The organism is Devosia sp. Root413D1 (assembly GCF_001425235.1).
Classification (GTDB): Bacteria; Pseudomonadota; Alphaproteobacteria; order Rhizobiales; family Devosiaceae; genus Devosia_A.
In genome coordinates this window covers 657137-678750 of record NZ_LMEA01000007.1, presented here as the reverse complement: position 1 = coordinate 678750, position 21614 = coordinate 657137, and the positions used below count along the sequence as shown (strand labels likewise).

Genomic DNA, 21614 nt, shown 5'->3' with positions numbered 1-21614 from the left:
CTCAGAGCTTGAGGAAGGGTTCGGCGATACCGGGCACGTCGAGCGCCACGGCGAAGACGCTGCCCGCATGCGGCTCGCGTTCGATCTCTGCGGGCGTCATGTGTTCGCGCGCCGTGGTGATGTAGAGGGTCTTGAGGTCGTTGCCGCCAAAGGCCGGGCAGCTCACCTGGCTGACGCCGGGCACCTCGACCACCTTGTCGAGCTTGCCGTCGGGCGAGATGCGGATGACCTTGCCGCCGCCCCAGCGGGCATTCCACAGACAGCCCTCGGAGTCGACCACCGAGCCATCGGCGCCGCCAGGGCCGTCCATGGTGAAGAAGTCTTCCCACGGCCCGACCGGCAGGCCGGTCTCCGGGTCGGTGGCGCATTTGACGATCATCTTGCCGGCGTCCGTGAAGTAGGCGGTGCGGCCGTCGGGCGAAAAGCAGATCGAGTTGGGGATGCGGATGTTCTCGATCACCTTGGTGGTCTGCCCGGCCCGGTACTGGTAGACGCCGCCGACTCCCGCTTCGGCTTTGCGGCCCATGGTGCCGATCCAGAAACCACCGGTGCGGTCGACGCGGCTGTCATTGGTGCGGTTGGTCGGAACATCGCCGTCGATCTCGGCGATCACCGAGGTCGTGTCGGTCAAGAAGTCGTAGCGGAGCAGGGCGCCCGACTGGGCGATTGCAAGGCTCTGCTTGTCGATCACCGCGCCGGCGCTGACGGTGTCCTTGAAGGTGATGCGGTCGACGATGTGGCCATCGGTTCCGGCGCTCAGCATGGTCTGGTTGAGGATATCGAACCAGAACAGGCGCTCGAGCAGCGGGTGCCAGAACGGGCCTTCGCCCAGCTCGCAGCGGCTATCGACAAAGAGCTCGGCCTTGGTGTTCATCGCGGTTTTCCCTGGTCATAGGCAGCGACGGCCGCGGTGGCGCGCAATGCCACATCCGCGGCGGACATGCCGGGCTTGAAAATGTAGGTGCCGAGACCGAAGCCGGCGCAGCCGGCGGCGAAGTACTCGGTGAAATTATCGGGATTGGCGCCCCCGACGGCGTAAAGCGGAATGTCGGGTGGCAGTACGGCCTTCATCGCCTTGATGCCCTTGGGGCCCAGCACTTCGGCCGGAAAGAACTTGAGGCCCGTGGCGCCCGAGCGGATGGCGTTGAAGGCGTCGGTGGGCGAGAAGACGCCCGGATACGAGGTCATGCCACGCTCGATGGTGGCGCCGATCACCGCCGGGTTGGTATCTGGCGAGACGACGAACTGCCCCCCGGCATCAGCAACGGCATCGACGTCGGCGCGGCTCAGCACGGTGCCGGCGCCGATCAGCGCCCGGCCCTCGAACACCTTGGCGGCATCCTCGATGGAGCGCAGCGCCTCCGGCGAGTTCAGCGGCACCTCGATCATGGTGATGCCGGCGAGCACCAGGGCGTCGCAGACTTCGAGGGTTTCATGAGGGGTGATGCCGCGAAGGATCGCGATGATGTGTCGGTGGGTCATGGTCTATGCCTGTCTTGCAGCCTTGAGGCCGGCGAGGGTGGCGTCGGTTGCATCGATAATGCGGGTGCTGGCGCCCAGCCGGGCGAAGGCCATCTGGTAGAGCCCGCAAAGGCCGACGCTGCCGACCAAGGGGATCTCGGCTTCGCCGATCCAATCGCGCTGGCCGCCGATTTCAGCGCCGATGAGCAGACCCGAGAGGAACCCGGCGCACCATGGTGCGCTGCGTCCTGAGAGGAGCGAGCCGGCGCGAACCTTGAACAGCGTCGCAGTCAGCCGTTCGGGACGTTCCAGCCCCTGATCGAGGCCGGCTTCGAAGCCGCGCTCCCGATCTTCGCCTTCGAGTTCGCCACCCAGCGAGTGACGCAGTACCGAGTGGGTGCGCAGCAGTTCGAAAATCTCGCCGGTCATGGCGCTCGAGAAGCGCTCGAGCCTGGTGCCAGAAAGCAGCGCCCATTTGCTGTGGGTGCCGGGCATCACCGCCAGACCGGAGAAGCCCGGGAGCAACGATGACAGGCCCAGCAACTGGGTTTCCTCGCCGCGCATCACGTCCTCGGCGCCGACATCACGCAGGCAGACGCCGGGAAGAATGCGGGGGTTGAGCGGACCGGGCATGTCGGGCGCCACCGCGCCTTGAACGAGGCGACCAAGCTCGGCCGGCGCGTCGAGATAGGGGGCCTCGATCCAGCCCTGGCGGGCACCGGCCATGCCGCAGATCAGCACGTCTTCGACATCCTCGGCGACACCGCTGAGCAGCGAGGTCAGCACATCGGGGTATTGTTCGCGGCTGAGGCGACCCATGCCATCCGGCGACGAGCGCGCGAAGGCGATCTCGCCGGCGGCGTCGATGCCCCATGCGCGCAGATTGGAAGTGCCCCAATCAACGGCGACCCATTCGACCTCTGCTGCCAAAACCTTCTCCCTGGCGCTGCACGTTTGCTGCGCACCGCCATGCCGCTAAAGCGCGATCGGGAAGGTTGTCCACTCTCCTGGTACGATCGCGACGGCCATTTGCATGGCGGCGCTGCCCGAGGATGCCCGAAGCCTCCCTTGGCGGCGCGGACCGTAACGTCTTTGCCGGCCCGGCCCTAGTGCAAATATCGGCGGGGAGGTTCGGTTTCATAAGAAAAAGGGCCGGCAAGGCTGCCGGCCCAGGGACCCGATTGGCGGTGGGGTCAATACGTCAGTATTTGCGCAGCAGGCCCACCAGCCGGCCCTGCACCTTCACCCGGTCAGGCGGGAAGATGCGGGTCTCGTAGGCCGGGTTGGCCGCTTCGAGCGCAACGGAGTTGCCGCGGCGGCGAAGCCGCTTCAGCGTCGCTTCCTCGTCATCGACTAGGGCGACCACGATCTCGCCAGTCGAAGCGGCGTCCTGCTTCTTGATCAGCACGGTGTCGCCATCGAAGATGCCGGCGTCGATCATCGAGTCGCCGCGGACTTCCAGTGCATAGTGCTCACCAGGCCCCAGCATTTCAGGCGGCACCATGATGGAGTGGCTGTGGGTCTGGATCGCTTCGATCGGCGTGCCTGCCGCGATGCGGCCCATTACCGGGATCGTCACCGCCCGATAGGAGTCGGCATTGACCACCGGTGCCGAGGGGCGGGCCGGAGGCGCCGACACCTTGCCGAGGTTACCCTCGATGACCGAGGGCTCGAAGCGGGCCTTGCGACCACCGAGCGAGGGGTTCATCGAATCCGGCAGCTTGATCACCTCGAGCGCGCGGGCCCGATTGGGCAAACGCCGGATGAAGCCACGCTCTTCCAGCGCGGTGATCAATCGATGGATGCCGGACTTGCTTCTCAGGTCGAGCGCGTCCTTCATCTCGTCGAACGAGGGTGGGATGCCGGACTCTTTCATCCGCTCGTGGATGAACATCAGCAGTTCGTGTTGCTTGCGCGTAAGCATGGGCGGCTCCGTGAGCAGAATCGGAACAAAGACTGAACGTGTTATACGTGTTCCAGTTATGTTCTGCAATCGAGCGGTGAATATTGCGTTACGATTGGGGGCGCAGCGAGCGGAATGAGCAGGTGTCGGGCCTAGGAACGCCGCTGCTCTCACCCATTGGCGAGGCGGCGGAGGAGGGCCGTGGCGGCGAGGAGATCCGAGGTAGCCTTGCCTTCGGTGAAGGCGTGGAGAGTGCCCGCAAGGAGCTCGTAGGCGGCAGTCCGCCGGTCCCTCGACCACAGGCGTGCGAGGCTCATGGCGGCCCTCAGTTCCCAGGCGAGCGCTCCCTGGGTTCGAGCGAGATCGATGGCCTCCTGCAGCAGCCGCGTGCCGGCCTCGATATCGCCGTCAGCGACCCTCGCGAGGGCGAAGGCCCGCAGGATCTCGGGTCGGCACCAGCCGCTGCTGCGTTCGGGGGAGAGCTTCAGCCCGCGCAGCGAGCCGGTGAGCGTCACCCAGGTCTCGGCCTGCAGGAAGCTCGCCGGCTGCAACAGGATGGCGCTTTCGCTGCGACGGCCTTCGCGGACGGCGATGTGGATCATCACCTTGCGGTAGAGATCGGCCCATGAGGTCCAGAGCGGCAGCCCGGCATGCTCGGCCGCGCGCCCCAGTTGCGTGATGCAGCCAACGGCTCGGTCATCCTCGCCGTACCACAGCAGCAAAGGGCAGGCGCCGAGGCCAATCGCTTCGCAGAGGGCCCAGGGACCTTGCTCGGCGGCGAAGTTCAGCGCCTCGAACAGCAGGTGGCGGGATTGGTCGGGCTTGCCCAGCAGCCACAGCCGGCGCGCCTCCACGACGCGCAGGGCCCCCCTCGGCGGGGAGGTCAGAATGGCGAGCGGCGCCGGCAATTGCCAGTCGGGTCCACCGATCATGGCGTTGGCGAGGCGGGCCGAGGCGGCATGGTCGCCGGCATAGTGGAGCGCCTCCGCCTGCAACCGGTCCGCGGTTTGCGCCAGATCGCGACGTCCGGCAGCGCGGGCATAGGCAAGAGCCGCCTGCGACAGCCCGGCGGCGTGCCGGAGGTGACCGGTGCGCAGCGCCAGGGCCGAGCGGACCAGCAGAAGTTCTGCATCGGCCCATGCGGCGGCCATGGTGCGGCCAAGGCGGGCCGCCTCGAGCAAGTGCCGGCCTTCGATGCGCAGCGGACCGGCGCGATCTTCCGTCAGCGTCGCCAGTTGCAGATGCAGCCGGAACCGCAGGTTGGCTGGCAGAAGCGCTCCGGCCCGTAGAGCTGTCACGGCGCGGCTCCGCATCTCATCATAGTGGCCACCCCGCAGCAGCAGGGGGCTCGCATGGGCCGCGAGGAGGGCGCCAGCGTCTAGGTCGCCATGCGGCGAAAGGCACCGGTCGAGTGCCTCGCGGACCTCCTCGACCAGGTCGCCATGCCGTTCCAGCCACTCGGCCCGTGACAGCTTCTGCCAGGCCTCGAGGGCATTGATGACATGCGACAGGGCGAGGTCGGCATGACGCCGTGCCGTCCGAGGCAAATCCTCCGACGCGGCGAGCCGTTCGGCGGCGTAGGCGCGCAAGGGGCGGGAGAGACGGTATCGCACTGCATGTCCACCCCGAGCGGTGAGCACCTGCGACTTTGCCACGAGGCCTCCCAGCGCGGCGATGAGGCGGCGATCATCGAGGTCGCCGTCGGTGGTCACGGCAGAGGCATCAGCCAGGTCGAACGCGCCGGCGAAGATCGACAGCCGCCGCAACACGATGCGTTCGTCGCCGGAAAGCGTGCCATGGTTGAGCTCATAGAGCCCGCGCATCGAACGGTGGCGCGGCGCAACGGTGCGGCGGCCATCGGACAGAAACTCGATACCGCGCTCGAGTTGGGTGCGCACTTCCTGCAGCCCGAACACCTGGATACGAGCGGCGGCCATATCGATGGCGAGCGGCAAGCCGTCGAGTTTGCGGCTGATGGCCACGAGGTGCCGGACGTCGCGGTCGCTGCCGCGCAGGGTTTCGTTGCCGGCCTGGACGCGCTCGATCAGCATGCGCACCGCGGCGTGGGTCATGGCCTCGTCCAGCCCGATATCGTCGCGTTCCGGCAGGTCGAGCGGCGCCAGGCGATAGACGTGCTCTCCGGCAGCTCGCAGCGGCTCGCTGCTGGTGGCGAGGACGTGGAGGCGCGGCAGCAGGCGCAGCACGGCTTCGATCGCGACGGCGGCGTCCTCGATCAGCGCGTCACAACTGTCGATCAGCAGCAGTTTGTGAACATCCACCGGCCGGTCCCCGCTGCCCGCTGCGAGCGCCCGCAGCAACTCCGGCTCGACCCTGCGACCGCCGGTCAGCGTGGAGAGGTCGACATAGGCGCCCCCGTCGGCGAAGCGACCGGCCAGCCGCTGCGCCGCCACGGCAGCGAGCGAACTCTTGCCGATGCCGCCCGGGCCCACGACGCTCACCAGCCGGCGCGCCGTGACCATGTCGGCAACGGCGCGCAGCGCCTCGTCACGGCCGATCAACTGGACCAGGCTACCTGGCAGTGTTGCGGGTGGGCCGTCGGCAGCGCGAGCAACCGGCGTTCTGCCGCCGACCGGCGCGATAAAGCGATAGCCGCGGCCCGAAACGTTGGCGATGTAAACCGGCCTGGTGGAGGAATCGCGCAGCGCACGTCGAATGGCGGCGAGGTGCACGCGCAGGTTCACCTCCTCGACGAAGGTCTCGGGCCACGCCACCCGGACCAGCTCCTCCTTGGTTACGAGGGCGCCGGGTCGCTCCAGCAGTGCCAGAAGAATGGCCATGGCGCGGCTGCCCAGACGCACCGGCTTGTCGTCCTCGAACAGCAGGTGGCGGGAGGCGTCGACGCTGAAGCCACCAAAATGCAGTAACTGGTCTTCGGACGCCCCGGCGGCATCCGGCGAGCGCAGCTTCAGTTCATTTGGCGGGCCATTCATCGGGTCAGGGGCCGAGGGTAGGGTGGTGCGGGGGCGGGAAACGGCCGCCGTGCTGCGCCGCCGTCTCGTCGATGCGCTTCACCCAGGCGATTGCGCCTTGCTCGAGGGCGGTAGCGCGGGCCTCTGCAAGAAGGCGCCGGGCGGCCGCTGGGTCGAACCAGATGGCCGTGCTTGCCTGGGTGCGCAGCACCTCGGGTTTGGTCCAGCCGACGGTGCCTTCGGCGACACGCCGCAGCGCCAGTTCGGAAATGGCGCGGCCGTCCACCGTTGCCAGGTGGTCGGCTTCGATCGCATCGAGGCTGTCGACCTCGAGCGGCTCCTCGTTGACCTCGTGGGGATTGAAGCGGAGATCGATGGCGCGGAGCAGGCGGCGGCCCCAGTTGCGCCAGTAGTTGAGCCCGTCGCCGCCAGCTTCCTCCATCAGCTCGAACGCATAGGAGCGGGCGGCCTGTTCGTCATCGGTCCAGATGGCGATGGGGGCACAGGCCAGCGCAATGGCGTGACAGTTGGCGATGAGGTTGTCGCGGCGTGATCGCGCCAGGGTGTCGGCAGCGATCTCGACCGCCTCCTGGCCGTCGCCGGTGAGACACGCGATGCGGGCGAGGACGATGCCCATCGAAACGTAGGGGTGCACAGAGGTGCAGGGGATGAACCCCTTGGCCTCGCGTCGGACGCGTTCCGCCACCCGTTTCGCCTCGGCATGTTCGCCGAGAAAGTGCAGCGACTGGGCGATCGATTTGTAGGCGAAGATCGGTTCGTCGAGCCGCTCGCGCGTCGCCTGCTCGACCATGTCGTAGGCGATTTGTCGGCAGCGCGGATAGTCCGCCTCGGTGAAGGTGGCGCACCACTGCATGGCCATTTCGGTGTGCGTGTCGGCCGCTGAAATCGTCATCGGCGCTGCCTCCGGATCGGTTGCGGAGACAATGCTGTCGCGGCTGACGGCAGCATGCCCCAGCAGAGACCCTAGCGAGTCGGCCAACCCGCGGCGTGTGAAGAGTTGCTAAGAAGCATGAATCGCTCGGCGCGCCGTTACGATACTTCACAGCGATTAACTGGCAGCATGACCGGCGCCGGATCAGCTTTGGACCACCGAGACAGAACTCGGTCTCACCAAGGAGAGATCCAATGCTTTCAACAAAGATGATCGCGCTCAGCCTCGCGACAGCGCTGCCGATGCTGCTCGCGGCCATGCCGCAGGCACTCGCCGCCGAGATCAAGAATGTCGTGATGGTCCATGGCGCCTGGGCCGATGGCTCGGGCTGGCGGCCGATCTACGAGATCCTGAAGAAGGAGGGCTATAACGTCCGCATGGTGCAGAACCCGCTGACCTCGATCGAGGCAGACGTCGCTGCCACCGATCGGGTGCTGGACCGCATGGATGGCCCGGTCATTCTCGTCGGCCACTCGTATGGCGGCGCGGTGATCACCGAGGCGGGTGACCACGAGAAGGTGGCGGGTCTCGTCTATGTCGAGGCTTTCGTGCCGGATGTCGGGGAATCGCCGTTCGGCCTGATCCCGCAGGATCCGAACCATCCGCCGCCGTTCGATATCGGCGAGGATGGCTTCGTGTTCTTCAACGAGGCTGCGTATGTTCCCGGTTTCGCCGATGCGCTGCCGCAGGCCGACGCCGAATTCCTGCGTGACTCGCAGGTGCCGATCTCGCTGCAGGGCGCCAGCACGCCGCTCACCGTTGCCGCCTGGAAGGACAAGCCGTCCTGGTACCAGTTGGCCGATGCCGATCACGTGATCCCGCCCGAGGCGCAAAAGCAGATGGCCGGCCGCGCCAAGGCAACCGTGGTGACGGTCAGCGGCGGGCACCTGGCGTTCATTGCCCATGCCGAGGACACCGCGAAGCTGATCATGGACGCCGCCAAGGCGGTGTCGGCGCAGTAGCCCACGCTCTCCCGCGAGTGCAGACGCCCCAAATCCTGCGCTCGTGGCCCTCGCGTGCCGCCCGCCCTCCCATGCCCCTCGCGTGGCGGCACGCGTCTTTCCCTTACCCAGGAGATTGCCCATGGCCCACTTCACCACCAAGGACGGCACCGAGATCTACTTCAACGACTGGGGAACCGGACAGCCGATCGTCTTCTCGCATGGCTGGCCGTTGAGCGCCGACGCGTTCGAGGACCAGATGTTCTATTTCGCCGAGCGCGGCTACCGGGTGATCGCGCATGACCGGCGCGGACATGGCCGATCGAGCCAGCCCCTCGGCGGCAACGATATGGACAACTATGCCGACGACCTCGCGGCTCTGGTCAGCCATCTCGGGCTTGCCGATGCCATTCATGTCGGCCATTCGACCGGCGGTGGTGAGGTGGCTCGCTATATCGGCCGGCATGGCACGGCGCGTGTCGCCGCAGCTGTGCTGATCGGTGCGGTGCCGCCGCTGATGCTGAAGACTGCCGCCAATCCGACCGGGCTGCCGATCGAGGTGTTCGATGGCATCCGCGCCGGGGTGCAAGCGGACCGGTCGCAATTCTTCATCGACCTGTCGATGCCGTTCTACGGCTACAACCGACCCGGCGCGAAGATCAGCCAGGGCGTCCGCGACAGCTTCTGGCGCCAGGGCATGGCAGCGGGCATGCCGGCCAGCCACTACTGCATCAAGGCGTTCTCGGAGACCGACCTCACCGAGGACCTGAAGCGGTTCGACAAGCCGACATTGATCCTCCACGGCGACGACGATCAGATCGTGCCGATCATCGCATCGGCAGCGCAGTCGTCCAAGATCGTCGCCGGCAACGAGCTGCGTGTCTATGCCGGCGGCGACCATGGCATCTGCACCACGCAGAAGGACCGGGTGAATGCCGACCTCTGGCAGTTCGTCTCCGGGCTGGCCGCGCCATGACCAGGCGAAAACCGGCAGGGGATCGCCCGCCGCCGCTCGCGCCCGAGCTTGGCACCGTCCGCGATTCCGGTCCGGCGGCGATGCGCCGCCCGGCGCGGGATTGGGATCTGGTGGATGAGGAATCCGACGAGTCCTTCCCCGCCAGCGATCCGCCTTCGCATGCACCGGCTCGGTCTGGCTGACCAGCCTCGGAGGACGACATGAACATGCTCGACATGCGCGCGAACGAGGTTGAAACGCAGCTGGTCGACGCCGTAGCGGCGGCGCTCAAAAGCCGGCTGGCTCGGCCGATCCCGGCCTATCTGCGGCGTGATCGGCGGGGCAGCGGCGGGCTTGCAGCCTGGCAGGAGAACCGGGTGGCGCGTCACATCGTCGACAACGCCGATCGTCCGCTGCGGGTCAGCAAGCTGGCCGACCTCGCCGGTCTGAGCTCCAGCCACTTCTCCCGGGCCTTCCGGGCGAGCTTCGGGCTGTCGCCACACAAGATGCTGGCGCACCACCGCATCATGCAAGCCAAGCACCTGCTGCTCAGCACCGACCTGCCGCTGTCTGAGATCGCCAGCGCCTGCGGCTATGTCGACCAGTCGCATTTCTCGCGCCGGTTCCACCGCCACACCTCCACCAGTCCCGGCCGCTGGCGCCGGGACCACCAATGTCCACCCATCAGCAAAGGACAAGTCCATGCGTAGCTCATCACTCGTGGCGCTCGCCGTCGCGGCCGCACTCGTTCCGCCGGCCGGCGCCCACGAGATCGCCAGTGCCAGCGATCCGGCGGTGCATGCCGCGTTCGACATCGTCGATACGCGGGTTACCACTGAGGGCGGCGATGTGGTGTTCGCCGTCAAGGTTCGTGATGGGGCTGGCACCAGCAAGCCCGATCCGAAGGGTGAGTTCGCCGGTTCGGAGGTCTATGCCTATGTCTGGCCGACCTCGATCGACAGCGGCGATATTGGTTTTGACGTTGGCCAGGGGATCGTCGCCATGGCGGTTACCTTCCACCCGGATTTCGACGACGCGGCCTATGGCGGCAAGAACCGTCACATCTGGCACCCCCATTGGGTGGTGCTGGTCAAGGACGAAGCCTGCGGCGGTGGACTGACGGTCAAAGACATTCCCGAGGGGGCGACGGTCAAGACCCCGCCGACCTGGCCGGGGGTGCCGATCCTCATCGATAGCCCGGAGTTTCCGCTCGATTTCACTTCGGACACGGTGGAGGTCCGCGTTCCTTTGAGTGCGGTCTCGTCGCTCGCCGGCGCCAGTTTCGACGGTGTCACCGCCGGTCTCAAGGTCAACGCCAACATCCACGCCCCACTGCTCTGCGTCGATGATGTCTTCAAGATCGCCTCGGGCGACCTCAGCCTGCCGGGCAAAGTGGCGCCGGCGCCGCAATGAACGGCAGCGCCCCCAGGACCTGTGTCGCCCTCCGGCATGTCGAGTTCGAGCACCTCGGCACGCTGGAGCTGCTGCTGCGACAATCGGGTTTCGACATTCGCCTGGTCGATGCGGGCAGGGACGCGCTGCCGGTCGCCGAAGCGCTGGAAGACGACCTGCTGGTGGTGCTCGGCGGGCCGATCGGCGCCTATGACGAGCATCACTACCCGTTCCTTACCGAGGAGATCCGCCTGATCGAGGCGCGGCTCAGGCGCGGGCGACCGACGCTGGGCATATGCCTGGGCGCACAGCTCATGGCGCGGGCGCTGGGAGCCTCGGTTGATCTGTGCCCGGTCAAGGAGATTGGCTGGAGCGAGCTGGTGCTCACCGACCGCGGCCTGCAATCGCCATTGGCGGCTCTGCAGGACGTAGAGGTGCTGCATTGGCATGGCGATGTGTTCAATCTACCGGATGGGGCGAGCCTGCTCGCCGCCACACAGGCCTGCCCGCATCAGGCGTTTGCCCTGGGGCACTACGCCCTTGGCCTGCAGTTCCACGCCGAAGTCGATGCCGACGAAATCGAGAGCTGGCTGATCGGCCATGCCGTCGAGCTGGCGATGGCCGGCAAGTCGCCCGAGCAGCTTCGTCAACAATCGCTCCACCATGGCGCCGCGCTCAAGCGGGCGTCGCGCCACCTGTTTGCCGAGTGGCTGGCCGACCTGCCGGTCGAGACTGTCCAAGCCTGAACAACCCGAGCCTGAACAATCAAGGAGACGACGAATGAGCAACACCATCGTTCTGGTCCACGGCGCCTGGCTCAATGCCAAGAGCTGGGAGAAATGGGTCGCCCACTACGAAGCCAAGGGCTACCGCGTCGTGGCGCCCAACTGGCCCTACGACGATCGCGATCCCGCTGAACTGCGGGCGCATTCACACCCCGAGCTCCGGACGGTCGGCTTCCTCAAGATCCTCGAACACCTCGACCGCACCATTCGCAGCCTGCCGGAAGAGCCGATCCTGATGGGACACTCGGCCGGCGGCGTGATGGTGCAGAGCCTGCTCAATCGCGGCCTCGGCGTTGCCGGCGTCGCCATCGACCCGGCGCCGACCACCGGCGTGCCGCTGGGGCCGCATTCGATCGTCTCGGCCTTCCCGGTGCTCGGCTCGTTCGGCAGCTGGGGGCGGGTGATGCAGATGTCGCGCAAGTTCTTCGCGACGCGTTTCGCCCAGACCATCCCCGCCGGCCAGTCCGATGCGCTCTATGATCGCTACATCGTGCCGACCCCCGGAAAGCTCTATTGGGACGGCATCCTGACGCAGACCGGCAAGATCCAGTGGGACAACCCGCAGCGGGCGCCGCTGCTGATGATCGGCGGCGGCAAGGATCTGGTGGCCGATGCGAGCATGACGCGGGCCAATTACGAGCGGCAGAAGCGCGCGCCTTCCAAGACCGAGCTTCGGATCTTCCCCGATCGGTCGCACTGGACCTGCATGGATCTCGGCTGGGAGGAGGTCGCCGACCTGGCGCTCGACTGGGCGAGCCGCAACGCCCGCTCCGGCCGCAGCAATGTCGCCGCTCTCAAACGCTCGGTGGCATGACATAGTAGCGGGCCGGTCTACGGGCCGGCCTGCCCTGGGGTGAGGTTCGATGCGTATCCACCACCTGAACTGCGGAAGCCATTGCCCGGTCGGCGGTCGCTTCTACGACAGCGCCGCGACCGGCCTCAGCGCCAATATCTGTACCCATTGCCTGCTGATCGAGCTGGCCGACAGCCTCGTGCTGGTCGACACCGGCTATGGCCTGCAGGATGTGAGCAGCATCCCGGAGCGGCGCCTAAGCCATCTCTGGCCGCTGGTGCTCAACCCTCGGCTTCGGGAAGCGGATACGGCCATCCGCCAGGTCGAGGCGCTGGGCTATTCGGCCCGCGACGTACGGAACATTGTGCTGACCCACCTCGATTTCGATCACGCCGGCGGGCTCGAGGACTTTCCAGGCGCCAAGGTGCATCTGCTTGCGGCCGAGCACGATGCGGCGCGGCAGCTGCCGCGAGGCTTCGTCGGCAACCAGCGCTACCGGCCGCTGCAGTGGGATGCGGTCCGCGACTGGCGGAGCTACACCCCCGACGGCGAGGCCTGGTTCGGCTTCGAGGCGGTGCGCCAGCTGGAAGGCCTGCCACCCGAAATCCTGCTCATCCCGTTGCGCGGCCACACCCTGGGTCACGCCGGCGTTGCGGTATCGACGAGCGACGGCTGGCTGCTGAATGCCGGCGATGCGTATCTTCACCACAGCGAGCTGCTGGCGAAAGGCGGCATGCCGCCGGGTCTGGCGCTCTACGAGCGGATCATGACCACCGACCTGCCGGCGGCGCGGCACAACCTGGAGCGGCTCCGCCAGCTGCAGCAAGCTCATAGCGGCGAGATCGAGATCTTCTGCAGCCACGACACCGGCGAACTCACCGCGCTCAAGCAGCGCGGCTAGGCCAGCTCGGCCAACAGCGCCCGGGCGGCGATCGGGTCGGCAGTGCCATGCCCCTCGGGCAGTTGCTCGAGAGTGCCGCTGAGCAGGTCCACGGCCTCCATCCGTCGACGTCTGCTTGCCCAAAGACGCCCAAGGCTCATCGCGCAACGGAGTTCCCAGGCGCGCGCCCCATGCTGCCGGGCGAGCTGCAGCGCGTCGGTCAGGTCTGCTTCACTGCTGTCACGCTCACCGCGCAGCCGGAGCAGTTCGGGGGCCGACCAGTCGGCGAGGTTGATGGTCGTTGGCAGCGGGGCGGCGAGGCCCACGATGGACGACAGAGTCTGTACCTGCAGGTCGCCTGTCGCCGGGGGGATGGGCCGGCCCGCTGTGTGCCAGGCGATGACGTCGTCAAACAACTTACCCCACTGGGCCCAGTACTTGAAGGAGTAGCGCTCCGAGTGCTCGAGCAGCATCGTCGTCAGCTCGCGCGCCCGCCCGTAGTCGCCGCACCACAAATAGACCGGGATCGCGGCCATGCCCAGCAGTTGCGCCAGGGCGACGGGACCCGCATCGGGCGCGATGACAATGCCTTCCTCGGCTACCCGCCTCGCCTCGTCGGCGCGGCCGCTCATCCATAGCGATCGCATCAACACCCAGCGCATCGAAATCCGGCGGTCGGTGTGAACGAAGCCATAGGTGTAGGGGATGTTGCGCACCGGGTGGCGCAACACGGCGTTGGCCAGCTCCATGGCGCGCCCGTGCTGGCCGACGTAGTGGGCGGCTTGCGCCTGGACGCGGCTTGCGGAGAGAACCGCGTATTCGTCGCCGCTCCGATATGCCAGTTCCAGCGCTCGGGCGCCGACGACGGCGGCCGTTTCGAATTGAGCGAGGCTGATATGGGTAGAGCTGATCTGCACCAGCGGCTCGAGCCGGTGACGGTCCTTTCCCGTCATTTCGGCCAGCTCCACGGCGCGGGCAAAGGCGACATCGACGGTCTGCCCGACATTGTAGGTGAAGGCGTTCCTCGCGATGTGCAGCCGCAGTTCGGGCACGACAAGTGGCTTGGGCAACCGTCCGGCATGCTCGATGGCAAGGAACATGCGCTCGCGGAACTCGTCGTGGAGGCCCAGTTGCATGGCCAGCGGCAGGCTGAGTCCGGTCAGCACGATCCCGCCTGCGGCATCGCCATCCGACCCGAAGGACCAACTCAGAGCCGTGCGGATATCGTCGATGTAGCGCTTGTAGGTGTCGGTCCAGTCCGGCACCGGTGTCGTATTCCAGGCAGTTTCCGCCCTGCGCAGTACATCGCAGAGGTAATGGACGTGCAGTTCGCGGACCCGCTTCACCTCGCCGGCCTGCGCGAGCTTGTCCTGGGCGTAGATCCGCGTGCTGTCGAGCATGCGGAAGCTCGACGCACCGTCCCGGGCACCCTGCATCAGCAGGGATTTGCGCGCGAGACTCATGACCGCATCGGTCGCGCTGCTCTGGTTGACACGCTCGTCGCCCGCCACCAGCGCGGCAGCGTCGATGGAAAACTCGCCAGCGAATACCGACAGCCGTCGCAACACGACGCGATCGCGCTCGCCGAGGTTGTCGTGGCTCCAATCCAGCATATTGCTCAGGGTCTGGTGCCGCGTCGCAGCGGTGCGCCGTCCGCCGGTCAGGATGCCGAAGCGGTCATCGAGCCGGGCAGCCAGTTCGGCGATGCCGAACGTGCCGACGCGCGAGGCGGCGATCTCGATTGCCAGCGGCAATCCGTCCAGCCGACGGCAGATTTCGACGATGAACGGCACATCGGCATCGCCGATGGTCAGCGCGTCGTCGTTGGCCAGCATGTGCGAGACGAAGAGCTCGACGGCGGGGAGGAGCAGGGCCTCGCGCAGCGGCAGGCCATCTGCGCCCGGGGGCAGTTCGAACGGCGCCAGCCGGAACACCCGCTCGCCCTCCATCCGCAGCGGCTCATGGCTGGTGGCGACGATCCTGATGCCGGGGCAGCCCCTGAGGATAGCCTCGGTCACATGCGCGGCGGTATCGATCACGTGCTCGCAGTTGTCGAACACCAGCAACGCCTCGTCGCGCGTGAGGTGGGCAACCAGGCTCTGCGCCGGCCGCTCGGTGTCGATGGCGATCCGAAGCGCCGAAGCGACGGCGAATGGAAGGTTGTCTGCGGACGAGACTGCTGCCAGATCAATGAAGTAGGCGCCACTGCGAAACTGATGCTTTAACCTGTGGGCCAGCGCGACCGCGACCGTGGTCTTGCCGATGCCACCCGGTCCGGCGATCGTCACTTCGCGCGATTGCTCCAGCAGCGTTACCAGCACATCGAGGACGTCGGCCCGTCCGATGACATTGGCAACCTGCGCCGGCAGGTTGTCACGGATCGCCGGGGTGAAGCCCTCCAGTGGCGCGGGGCCGCTCATCTCCCGTGATACCGGGCCCACGAACTTGTAGCCGCGGCCGGCGACATTGAGGATGTATTTGGGCAGTTCGCTGGAATCGCCGAGCGCGCGGCGGAGGGCGGCGATGTGCACGCGGAGATTGCCTTCCTCGACATGCGTGTCGGGCCAGGCGCTCGCCAGGAGGTCGTTCTTGCTCACCAGTTCGCCCGGCCGCTGCAGCAGCGCCGAAAGGATCATGATGGCGCGACTGCCAAGCCGGACCGGCTGCCCGTTCAAGGTGAGCAACTGGCGGGCCGCCGACAGCTCGAACGGGCCAAAAGCATAGGATGGAGCGCCGGAGCCGTGGCCAGACACCACCACACCGGGGTCGTCAGCCGAAGGATCTCCAGCTTCGTCCATCACGTTGCACCGCTCTCGGCCAGCTCAGGGGAAGCGCCCCGCACCGGACGGTAGGGTAGGCCGCGAGGGTTGCGCAAGCCTCGCCGCCGCGAGGCTGCCCGGCACAGGTTGCGGTAGCGTGCTGCGTCCACAGCGCCGCGCATGAAACGTCCCCATTCAATAAACCTGCTTGGCCGCCGACACAGATCGCGCCGGCGGCCGCTGCAGCAAAAACCAATACCTGTCAGTCGACGGCGCGCCCGGCCTTGCCGTTGGGCGCCACGAAAACTATTGCGATGCCGACCGCTAGGATCGCGATCATCACCGAGAACATGGGCCAGATTCCATGCGTCTTCAAAAGCGGCAACAGCACCAGCGGCGCCACTGCCGAGGCGAGGCGGTTGATCGACCATGCCGCCGTTGAGGTGCGTGCCCGCCATGCCGTGGGGAACAATTCCGCCGCGTAAATGGTCATGGTCGGGACCTGCATCATCGCCAGTAGCTGGAAGGCGATGCCGGCAGCCATCAGCCAAAGCGGGTTGAGGCTGGCGGCAAAGGCGATGGCGGAAACGATCATTCCGAGGCCAAAGGCAACGAGGCCGATCCGGCGCTCGAACTTGTCGACGAACAGCGATCCGATGATCGTGCCGATCGCCGGTCCGAACATCGAGACGCCGACATAGAACAGGCTGTCGGAGAGCGCGAAGCCCTTCTCGATCAGCACTGCGCCCATCAGCAGCGGGAAGGCTACGGTGCCCCAGGGCGAGGCAAAATAGATGGCTGCGACCAGGACGAAGTGCCAGCGGTTCGGCTTGGCGTCGGCGGCATCGACCGGATGCGCCACCGGCGGCGGAACCGGCGCAGCGCCTGGGGGATTCGGAATGGCGACGCGCGAGCGTTCGAACCCTTCGAGCGCCAGTTCGGCCTCCCGGATGCGGCCGCGGGCAACCAGCCAGCGCGGCGATTCCGGCACGAAACGGAAGCAGATCGCCACCACCAGCGCGCCCACAGCGCCGAGAATGAAAGCCCAGCGCCAGGCTTCGACGCCGAACGGCTGAATGGGCGTCAGCCAGCGCACGAGGAAGATCATCAGCACCGGCCCGAGCGACGCGATGCCGGCCGTCATCATGATCACCGTGCCGCGGCGGCGCGGCGGCATGAAGTCGGTGAAGAACGAGAACAGCAGCGGCGGATAGGCGCCGAGCGCCAGCCCCGACAAAATCCGCGAGACGATCAGCGTATTGACGTCAGGGCTCGCCGCGGCGGCGATGGAGGTGACGCACAGCACCAGCAGCACGGCGAGCATCACCTGTTTCCGGCCATAGCGATCGGCCAGCCACCCGGCGATGAGTGCACCGGGAATGGCGCCGACATACATGGCGGCGAGCAACCACGAGAGCTGCACCGCCTCGACGGCGTAGGGCGGGGCGCTGAACACCGCCGACAGCACGTTGCCGAGCGACACCTCCATGAGATCGAAGGTGAAGCCGAACGCGCCGATCGCAACGATCCCCAGATGCATCCAGGTGAGCGGCAGGCGATCCATGCGCTCGACAATGGACGCCGCCGAGGCCCTCGGCGCCGTGTCGTTCGTCAAATCCATTCCGATGTGACCGGTTGCGATCGACATGGCCCGTCCCGCCTGTTTGTATCGTTCCACAGAGGCTATGCGGGGGCGCCCTCGGCGCGGCGTTAAATCTTGTTAAGTCCCGCAATCGCAGGCCTTTGGTGCATTCGCTTAACATCGTTTCGCTCGTGGTTGGATGTTCGCCCGGCTAGCTTCGGAACGTGGCAATGGCGCCACGTCGGACTTACTCGCCTTGGCCCAGACCGCAGCAGATTTGGTGAGCTTTGGGCCCTTCGTGCTCGACCTGACCGAACGCCGGCTCACTGACCGCGACAGCGAATTGCGGCTGGGCGGCCGAGCCTTGGACCTGCTGATCGCGCTGATCGAGCGGTCGGGGGAGGTGGTCAGCCACAATGAGCTGCTGCAGCGGGTCTGGCCCGGCATGCAGGTGGATGAATCGAGCCTCAGGGTGCACATGAGCGCCTTGCGCAAAGCGCTTGGCGATGGCCAGTCGGGCACGCGCTTCATCGTCAACGAGCATGGTCGCGGCTATCGTTTCGTCGGCCGGATCGGCCACGGGCCGGCGCTCGCTTCCGTGCCGGCTTCTCCGGGCATGGCGCTTGGGCTGCCGGCTCAGATCGTGCGGATGCTGGGACGCGAGGATGCGATGCGTTCGCTGTCCTCGGCCCTGCAGCGCTCTCGTCTCGTCAGCGTGGCGGGGCCGGGTGGCATCGGCAAGAGCACCCTGGCGATCGCCTGGGCCGAGCGGAACGCCGAGCGTTTTGCCGGTGGGGTCCGGTTCGTCGACCTGTCACCGGTGACCTCAATCGAGGAGGCGGGAACCTGGCTCGCCGCCTCGCTGGGAGTCGATGCGTCCGAACGCGACAGCTTCCGGCAGATCGCCAGCAGCCTTGCCGACGCCGAGTTGCTGGTGGTGCTCGACAACTGCGAGCATTTGATCGACCTGGCGGCGCAACTCGTCGAAGCGCTGCTGGCGCATGCCCCCAATGTCAGCATTTTGGCCACCAGTCGGGAGGCCCTGAGGGCAAGCGGCGAAACGCTGTTCCGCCTGCCCGGACTCGCCGTTCCCGAGGAGACCCTCGAGACAGTGGGGGAGGCGGCGCTCTACCCGGCGGTCGAGTTATTCCTCGAGCGTGCCGCGGCAAACTCTCCCGCCATGCAGATCACCGACGCCGAGGTCGGCGCCATTGCGGAACTGTGTCGACGGCTCGACGGAATCCCCCTCGCCATCGAGCTCGCGGCCAGCCTGATCGACGTCATCAGCATCCGCGAACTGGCGGCACAGCTCGATGGTCGGTTCCTCTCGATGGCCGAGGGCCGGCGAACCGCCAATCCTCGGCACCGCAGCCTCGAGGCGACGCTCGGCTGGAGCTACGCTGCGCTCGATGACCAAGCGCGCCTGGTGCTCAACCGCCTCGCGGTGTTCCAGTCCAGTTTCACCCTGCAAAGCGCCATCGGCATCGCGGCGGGTGGCGAACTCGATGACAGCGGTACGCTGCGCGCCGTCGCTACACTGGCTCGCAAATCGCTGCTGCAGGTCGATATCTCCGGCGATGTCGTGCGCTATCGGCTGCTGGAGACCACCCGAACCTACGCACTTGAGCGGCTCCTCGAGGCAACCGACGTCAATGCGGTACGCCGTCGGCACGCGCTGGATTGCTGCGACCTGCTTGCCGGAGCAGAGGAAGCTATCCTCACTGTCGGCTGGAGTGACTGGATGGCGCGCTATGGCGGGCTCGTCGGCGACGCCCGGGCCGCGCTGGCCTGGGCGTTCTCACCCGATGGGGACCGCATGATCGGCAAGCGGCTGACCCTGCTCTCACTGCAGTTCGGCCAGCAATTTCCGTTGACCGGCGAGTACTTGCAGCACATCGAGGCCGCGCTCGAGTCCGTGGACCTGCCGGATGCGCCGCTCCGGCGTGACGCGTTGCGGCTTTCCCTGGTCCACGCCGTGCTGATTTCCAGCATATCGGGAGATACCGGTGCGTTTGCCGCCCTCGCGAACCGTGCGCGAAGGATCGAAGCCGAGACAGGAGACGTCGTACCGGAAGGCGTCATGGCTCGTTTCGGGGCGGCCATCACCACAGGCGACTATCCCGAGACGCTGCTCGCAGCGACCGACATGGACGCGGCGGCCGACAGGCTGCACTCGCCCGAGATCAAGCTGACGGCGATGCGGATGCGCTCCCAGGCCGAACACTTCCTCGGGCGACATCTGCTGGCCGAAGACCTTGCCGAGCAGGTCCTGGCCTGTCCCTACGAGTTCCTGCCGCTTTCTAACGTGAGCCATCGGGTATCGGCGCGGATCATCCTGGCGCGTATCGCCTTCCTCAAGGGCGAGATCGGGCGGAGCCACCTGCTTGTACAGCGTGCCATCGAGCACGCCGGCGCCAATCCGGGAGCGCTGTGCCAGACCATGGCACTGGCCGCGGTGCCGCTTGGACTGTGGACCGCGGACTACGACTTCGTGGACCAATCTCTCGCCAGTTTCCGCGAAACCGCGGTACGGATCGGAACCACATTCTGGAACGACTGGATCGTTGGCTTCGAGGCTGCGCGCTCCATGGGTCGCTCGGGTCGCATCAGCCCGTTGCCGGAGTTGCCCCGCAAAGTCGTCGATATGCTGCCGACCTTCGATCCGGCCTTCCTGACGCCGCTGGCCAGTCAACGCGTCGCCGCCGGCACCGTTGGCTGGAATGCGCCCGAGGTGCTGCGTGCGGAGGCTTTGACCTGCGCCGACAGGCGGGAGGCCAAAGACCGTGCCGTTGCCGCGATGGCCTGCGCCCAAGCGCAAGGCGCACTCGCTTGGCGCCGCCGAGCCGAAGCGACGATCGAGGCGCTTACACCTCGTTGAGGTGTTGGTTTGCGTAAAGGCGTGTGCTGGCGAGCATCCGGTACAGCAAGCGACCGTCTTGCCTGACCGGAACGAGCAGGCTGCGCCGGATCAACCTGGCGATGATGTCGGCGCCGGCTGCCTGCTCCAGCCTTTGCAGGTCGAACGGCTCGGCGAGTTGAGCCAGTCTCCGCAACGCCAGGTGTTCGGGGCCGCTCAGGCGGCGTGTCGTCCAGTCGAGCATGGCGCGCATGGTCTGGTGCCGAGCCGCCGCTGTCCGTCTGTTGCCGAGGTCCAGGCCGCGGCCGGAACTCAACTGCCCAAGCAGTTCGGCGAGCGAAAGCACATCCAGATTCGCCGCGGCGATCTCGATGGCCAGCGGCAGTCCGTCCAGCCGGTCGCACAGCGCGCGGATAGTGACGGCGTCCGCGTCACCGAGTTTCCGCGTTGGCTGCATAGCGAGGGCGCGACATACCAGCAGCGCGCAGGCCGGGAAGCGCAGCGCACCCTCCAGCGTCGTCGTCGCCTCCGGCACTGCGAGTGGCGTAACCCGAATGACCCGTTCAAGCGCCAGCCCCAGCGCCTCGTGACTCGTCGCGATGACGCTGATATCGGGGCAGGTATGGAGGATGGCCTGCGACAGGGCCGCCACAGCGGGCAACAGATGCTCACAGCTGTCGAAAACGAGGGTCAAGGCGCGGGCTCGCGCGAATTCGAGCAGCGCCGGGAGCGCGGCGTCGGCGTCGACCTCCAGCCCAAGCGCCGCCGCCGCGGCTGCCGGTACGAGTTCTGGCGCCTCCAGCGCGGCAAAGTCCACCTGGCAGATGTCCATCATGTGCTGGTCGTGCAGCCGCTGAGCGGCAGCAGCGGCAATGGTGGTCTTGCCGACGCCGCCGGGCCCCGTCAGCGTTACCAGCCGCGATCGCCGGGTTGCCCGGACAAGTGCGGCAACCTCTCGATCGCGGCCGACTATGGCGGTGATCTGGTGCCGTGGCAGGGCTGCTCCAGGTGCTGCCGGTTCATGCCAGTCGCCCTGTTCGACGGGGACGCCGATACGGTAGCCGTAGCCGGCGACGTTGATGAGGTAGGTTGCCGACTGGCCATCATCGTTGAGGGCCCGCCGCACCGCCGAGATCTGCACGCGTAGGTTCGAGGCCTCGACGAAGGTCTCTGGCCAGGCCCGCTCGATCAGCTGGCGTCGCGGCACCAGCTCGCCGCGCGCTGCCACCAGTGCCGCCAGCATGCTCATGGCACGGCTGCCGAGCCGAATGTGACGCCCATTCTCGGTAAGAATCGAGCGCGCCACGTCCAGCACGAAGGGGCCGAAGCGATACTGCCCCGGCTGCAGTGCCTGCGGCGTATCCCCTTCACGTGAGCAACAGGTTTGCACGCGGCCACGTCCCGATTAGTTCCTCCCGCAAGGA

Annotated in this window: 17 protein-coding genes; 8 read left to right on the top strand and 9 right to left on the bottom strand. The window is 66.9% G+C overall.

Annotated elements, in window-relative coordinates; all coding sequences use genetic code 11:
• Position 1 precedes the first annotated feature (1 nt).
• The 6 genes from ASC89_RS08210 to ASC89_RS08185 form a co-directional block, all read right to left on the bottom strand.
• Complete coding sequence (locus ASC89_RS08210; protein ID WP_055996600.1) at positions 2 to 874, bottom strand: SMP-30/gluconolactonase/LRE family protein; 873 nt, start codon at positions 872 to 874, stop codon at positions 2 to 4.
• Positions 871 to 1482 carry a 2-dehydro-3-deoxy-6-phosphogalactonate aldolase gene (locus ASC89_RS08205; RefSeq protein ID WP_055996597.1) on the bottom strand — a complete coding sequence of 204 codons (612 nt, stop codon included), beginning with the start codon at positions 1480 to 1482 and terminating at the stop codon, positions 871 to 873. The genes ASC89_RS08210 and ASC89_RS08205 overlap by 4 nt, the downstream gene beginning before the upstream one ends.
• A 3-nt stretch (positions 1483 to 1485) precedes the next feature.
• A complete protein-coding gene (locus ASC89_RS08200; RefSeq protein WP_055996594.1) occupies positions 1486 to 2391 on the bottom strand; it encodes a 2-dehydro-3-deoxygalactonokinase in 906 nt (301 codons plus the stop codon).
• A 271-nt stretch (positions 2392 to 2662) separates the two neighbouring features.
• Positions 2663 to 3385, bottom strand: a complete 723-nt coding sequence (gene lexA / locus ASC89_RS08195) for a transcriptional repressor LexA (protein ID WP_055881535.1) — start codon at positions 3383 to 3385, stop codon at positions 2663 to 2665.
• A gap of 149 nt (positions 3386 to 3534) precedes the next feature.
• The gene (locus ASC89_RS08190) at positions 3535 to 6315 is read right to left on the bottom strand and encodes a winged helix-turn-helix domain-containing protein (RefSeq protein WP_055996591.1); all 2781 of its coding nucleotides are present in this window, start codon (positions 6313 to 6315) and stop codon (positions 3535 to 3537) included.
• Between the two features lie 4 nt (positions 6316 to 6319).
• On the bottom strand, positions 6320 to 7207 hold the full coding sequence (locus tag ASC89_RS08185) for a hypothetical protein (RefSeq protein ID WP_055996588.1): 888 nt from the start codon (positions 7205 to 7207) through the stop codon (positions 6320 to 6322).
• Between the two features lie 233 nt (positions 7208 to 7440).
• Here ASC89_RS08185 and ASC89_RS08180 point away from each other — a divergent pair, with 233 nt between their 5' ends.
• From ASC89_RS08180 to ASC89_RS08150, 7 genes are all read left to right on the top strand, one after another.
• Complete coding sequence (locus ASC89_RS08180) at positions 7441 to 8208, top strand: alpha/beta hydrolase (RefSeq protein ID WP_197421260.1); 768 nt, start codon at positions 7441 to 7443, stop codon at positions 8206 to 8208.
• A 121-nt stretch (positions 8209 to 8329) separates the two neighbouring features.
• Positions 8330 to 9163, top strand: coding sequence for an alpha/beta fold hydrolase (locus ASC89_RS08175; RefSeq protein WP_055996585.1), 834 nt, complete (start codon positions 8330 to 8332; stop codon positions 9161 to 9163).
• A gap of 200 nt (positions 9164 to 9363) precedes the next feature.
• A complete protein-coding gene (locus tag ASC89_RS08170) occupies positions 9364 to 9852 on the top strand; it encodes a helix-turn-helix domain-containing protein (protein ID WP_055996583.1) in 489 nt (162 codons plus the stop codon).
• The gene (locus tag ASC89_RS08165) at positions 9845 to 10555 is read left to right on the top strand and encodes a hypothetical protein (protein ID WP_055996580.1); all 711 of its coding nucleotides are present in this window, start codon (positions 9845 to 9847) and stop codon (positions 10553 to 10555) included. The genes ASC89_RS08170 and ASC89_RS08165 overlap by 8 nt, the downstream gene beginning before the upstream one ends.
• Complete coding sequence (locus ASC89_RS08160) at positions 10552 to 11280, top strand: glutamine amidotransferase (RefSeq protein ID WP_055996577.1); 729 nt, start codon at positions 10552 to 10554, stop codon at positions 11278 to 11280. Before ASC89_RS08165 ends, ASC89_RS08160 begins: the two co-directional genes overlap by 4 nt.
• Before the next feature lie 34 nt (positions 11281 to 11314).
• The gene (locus tag ASC89_RS08155; protein WP_055996574.1) at positions 11315 to 12133 is read left to right on the top strand and encodes an alpha/beta hydrolase; all 819 of its coding nucleotides are present in this window, start codon (positions 11315 to 11317) and stop codon (positions 12131 to 12133) included.
• Positions 12134 to 12182: 49 nt separating this feature from the next.
• A complete protein-coding gene (locus ASC89_RS08150) occupies positions 12183 to 13013 on the top strand; it encodes an MBL fold metallo-hydrolase (RefSeq protein WP_055996571.1) in 831 nt (276 codons plus the stop codon).
• On the opposite strand, the gene ASC89_RS08145 is transcribed toward ASC89_RS08150, so the two are convergent.
• Entirely contained in the window at positions 13010 to 15790 is a 2781-nt protein-coding gene (locus ASC89_RS08145; RefSeq protein ID WP_055996568.1) for a winged helix-turn-helix domain-containing protein, read from the bottom strand. The genes ASC89_RS08150 and ASC89_RS08145 overlap by 4 nt on opposite strands.
• Before the next feature lie 223 nt (positions 15791 to 16013).
• Positions 16014 to 17372 carry an MFS transporter gene (locus ASC89_RS08140; RefSeq protein WP_162247917.1) on the bottom strand — a complete coding sequence of 453 codons (1359 nt, stop codon included), beginning with the start codon at positions 17370 to 17372 and terminating at the stop codon, positions 16014 to 16016.
• A 217-nt stretch (positions 17373 to 17589) separates the two neighbouring features.
• On the opposite strand from ASC89_RS08140, the gene ASC89_RS08135 reads away from it, so the two are divergent.
• Complete coding sequence (locus ASC89_RS08135) at positions 17590 to 20211, top strand: winged helix-turn-helix domain-containing protein (RefSeq protein WP_162247916.1); 2622 nt, start codon at positions 17590 to 17592, stop codon at positions 20209 to 20211.
• Here ASC89_RS08135 and ASC89_RS08130 read toward each other — a convergent pair.
• Positions 20198 to 21496, bottom strand: coding sequence for a winged helix-turn-helix domain-containing protein (locus ASC89_RS08130; RefSeq protein WP_274532697.1), 1299 nt, complete (start codon positions 21494 to 21496; stop codon positions 20198 to 20200). The genes ASC89_RS08135 and ASC89_RS08130 overlap by 14 nt on opposite strands.
• Positions 21497 to 21614: the final 118 nt, after the last annotated feature.

Excerpts from the sequence above, each read along its gene's own strand:
- ASC89_RS08210 (WP_055996600.1), bottom strand. The coding sequence starts at position 874 with ATGAACACCAAGGCCGAGCTCTTTGTCGATAGCCGCTGCGAGCTGGGC.
- ASC89_RS08205 (WP_055996597.1), bottom strand. The coding sequence starts at position 1,482 with ATGACCCACCGACACATCATCGCGATCCTTCGCGGCATCACCCCTCAT.
- lexA (WP_055881535.1), bottom strand. The coding sequence starts at position 3,385 with ATGCTTACGCGCAAGCAACACGAACTGCTGATGTTCATCCACGAGCGG.
- ASC89_RS08190 (WP_055996591.1), bottom strand. The coding sequence starts at position 6,315 with ATGAATGGCCCGCCAAATGAACTGAAGCTGCGCTCGCCGGATGCCGCC.
- ASC89_RS08185 (WP_055996588.1), bottom strand. The coding sequence starts at position 7,207 with ATGACGATTTCAGCGGCCGACACGCACACCGAAATGGCCATGCAGTGG.
- ASC89_RS08180 (WP_197421260.1), top strand. The coding sequence starts at position 7,441 with ATGCTTTCAACAAAGATGATCGCGCTCAGCCTCGCGACAGCGCTGCCG.
- ASC89_RS08175 (WP_055996585.1), top strand. The coding sequence starts at position 8,330 with ATGGCCCACTTCACCACCAAGGACGGCACCGAGATCTACTTCAACGAC.
- ASC89_RS08170 (WP_055996583.1), top strand. The coding sequence starts at position 9,364 with ATGAACATGCTCGACATGCGCGCGAACGAGGTTGAAACGCAGCTGGTC.
- ASC89_RS08165 (WP_055996580.1), top strand. The coding sequence starts at position 9,845 with ATGCGTAGCTCATCACTCGTGGCGCTCGCCGTCGCGGCCGCACTCGTT.
- ASC89_RS08160 (WP_055996577.1), top strand. The coding sequence starts at position 10,552 with ATGAACGGCAGCGCCCCCAGGACCTGTGTCGCCCTCCGGCATGTCGAG.
- ASC89_RS08155 (WP_055996574.1), top strand. The coding sequence starts at position 11,315 with ATGAGCAACACCATCGTTCTGGTCCACGGCGCCTGGCTCAATGCCAAG.
- ASC89_RS08150 (WP_055996571.1), top strand. The coding sequence starts at position 12,183 with ATGCGTATCCACCACCTGAACTGCGGAAGCCATTGCCCGGTCGGCGGT.
- ASC89_RS08145 (WP_055996568.1), bottom strand. The coding sequence starts at position 15,790 with ATGGACGAAGCTGGAGATCCTTCGGCTGACGACCCCGGTGTGGTGGTG.
- ASC89_RS08140 (WP_162247917.1), bottom strand. The coding sequence starts at position 17,372 with ATGGATTTGACGAACGACACGGCGCCGAGGGCCTCGGCGGCGTCCATT.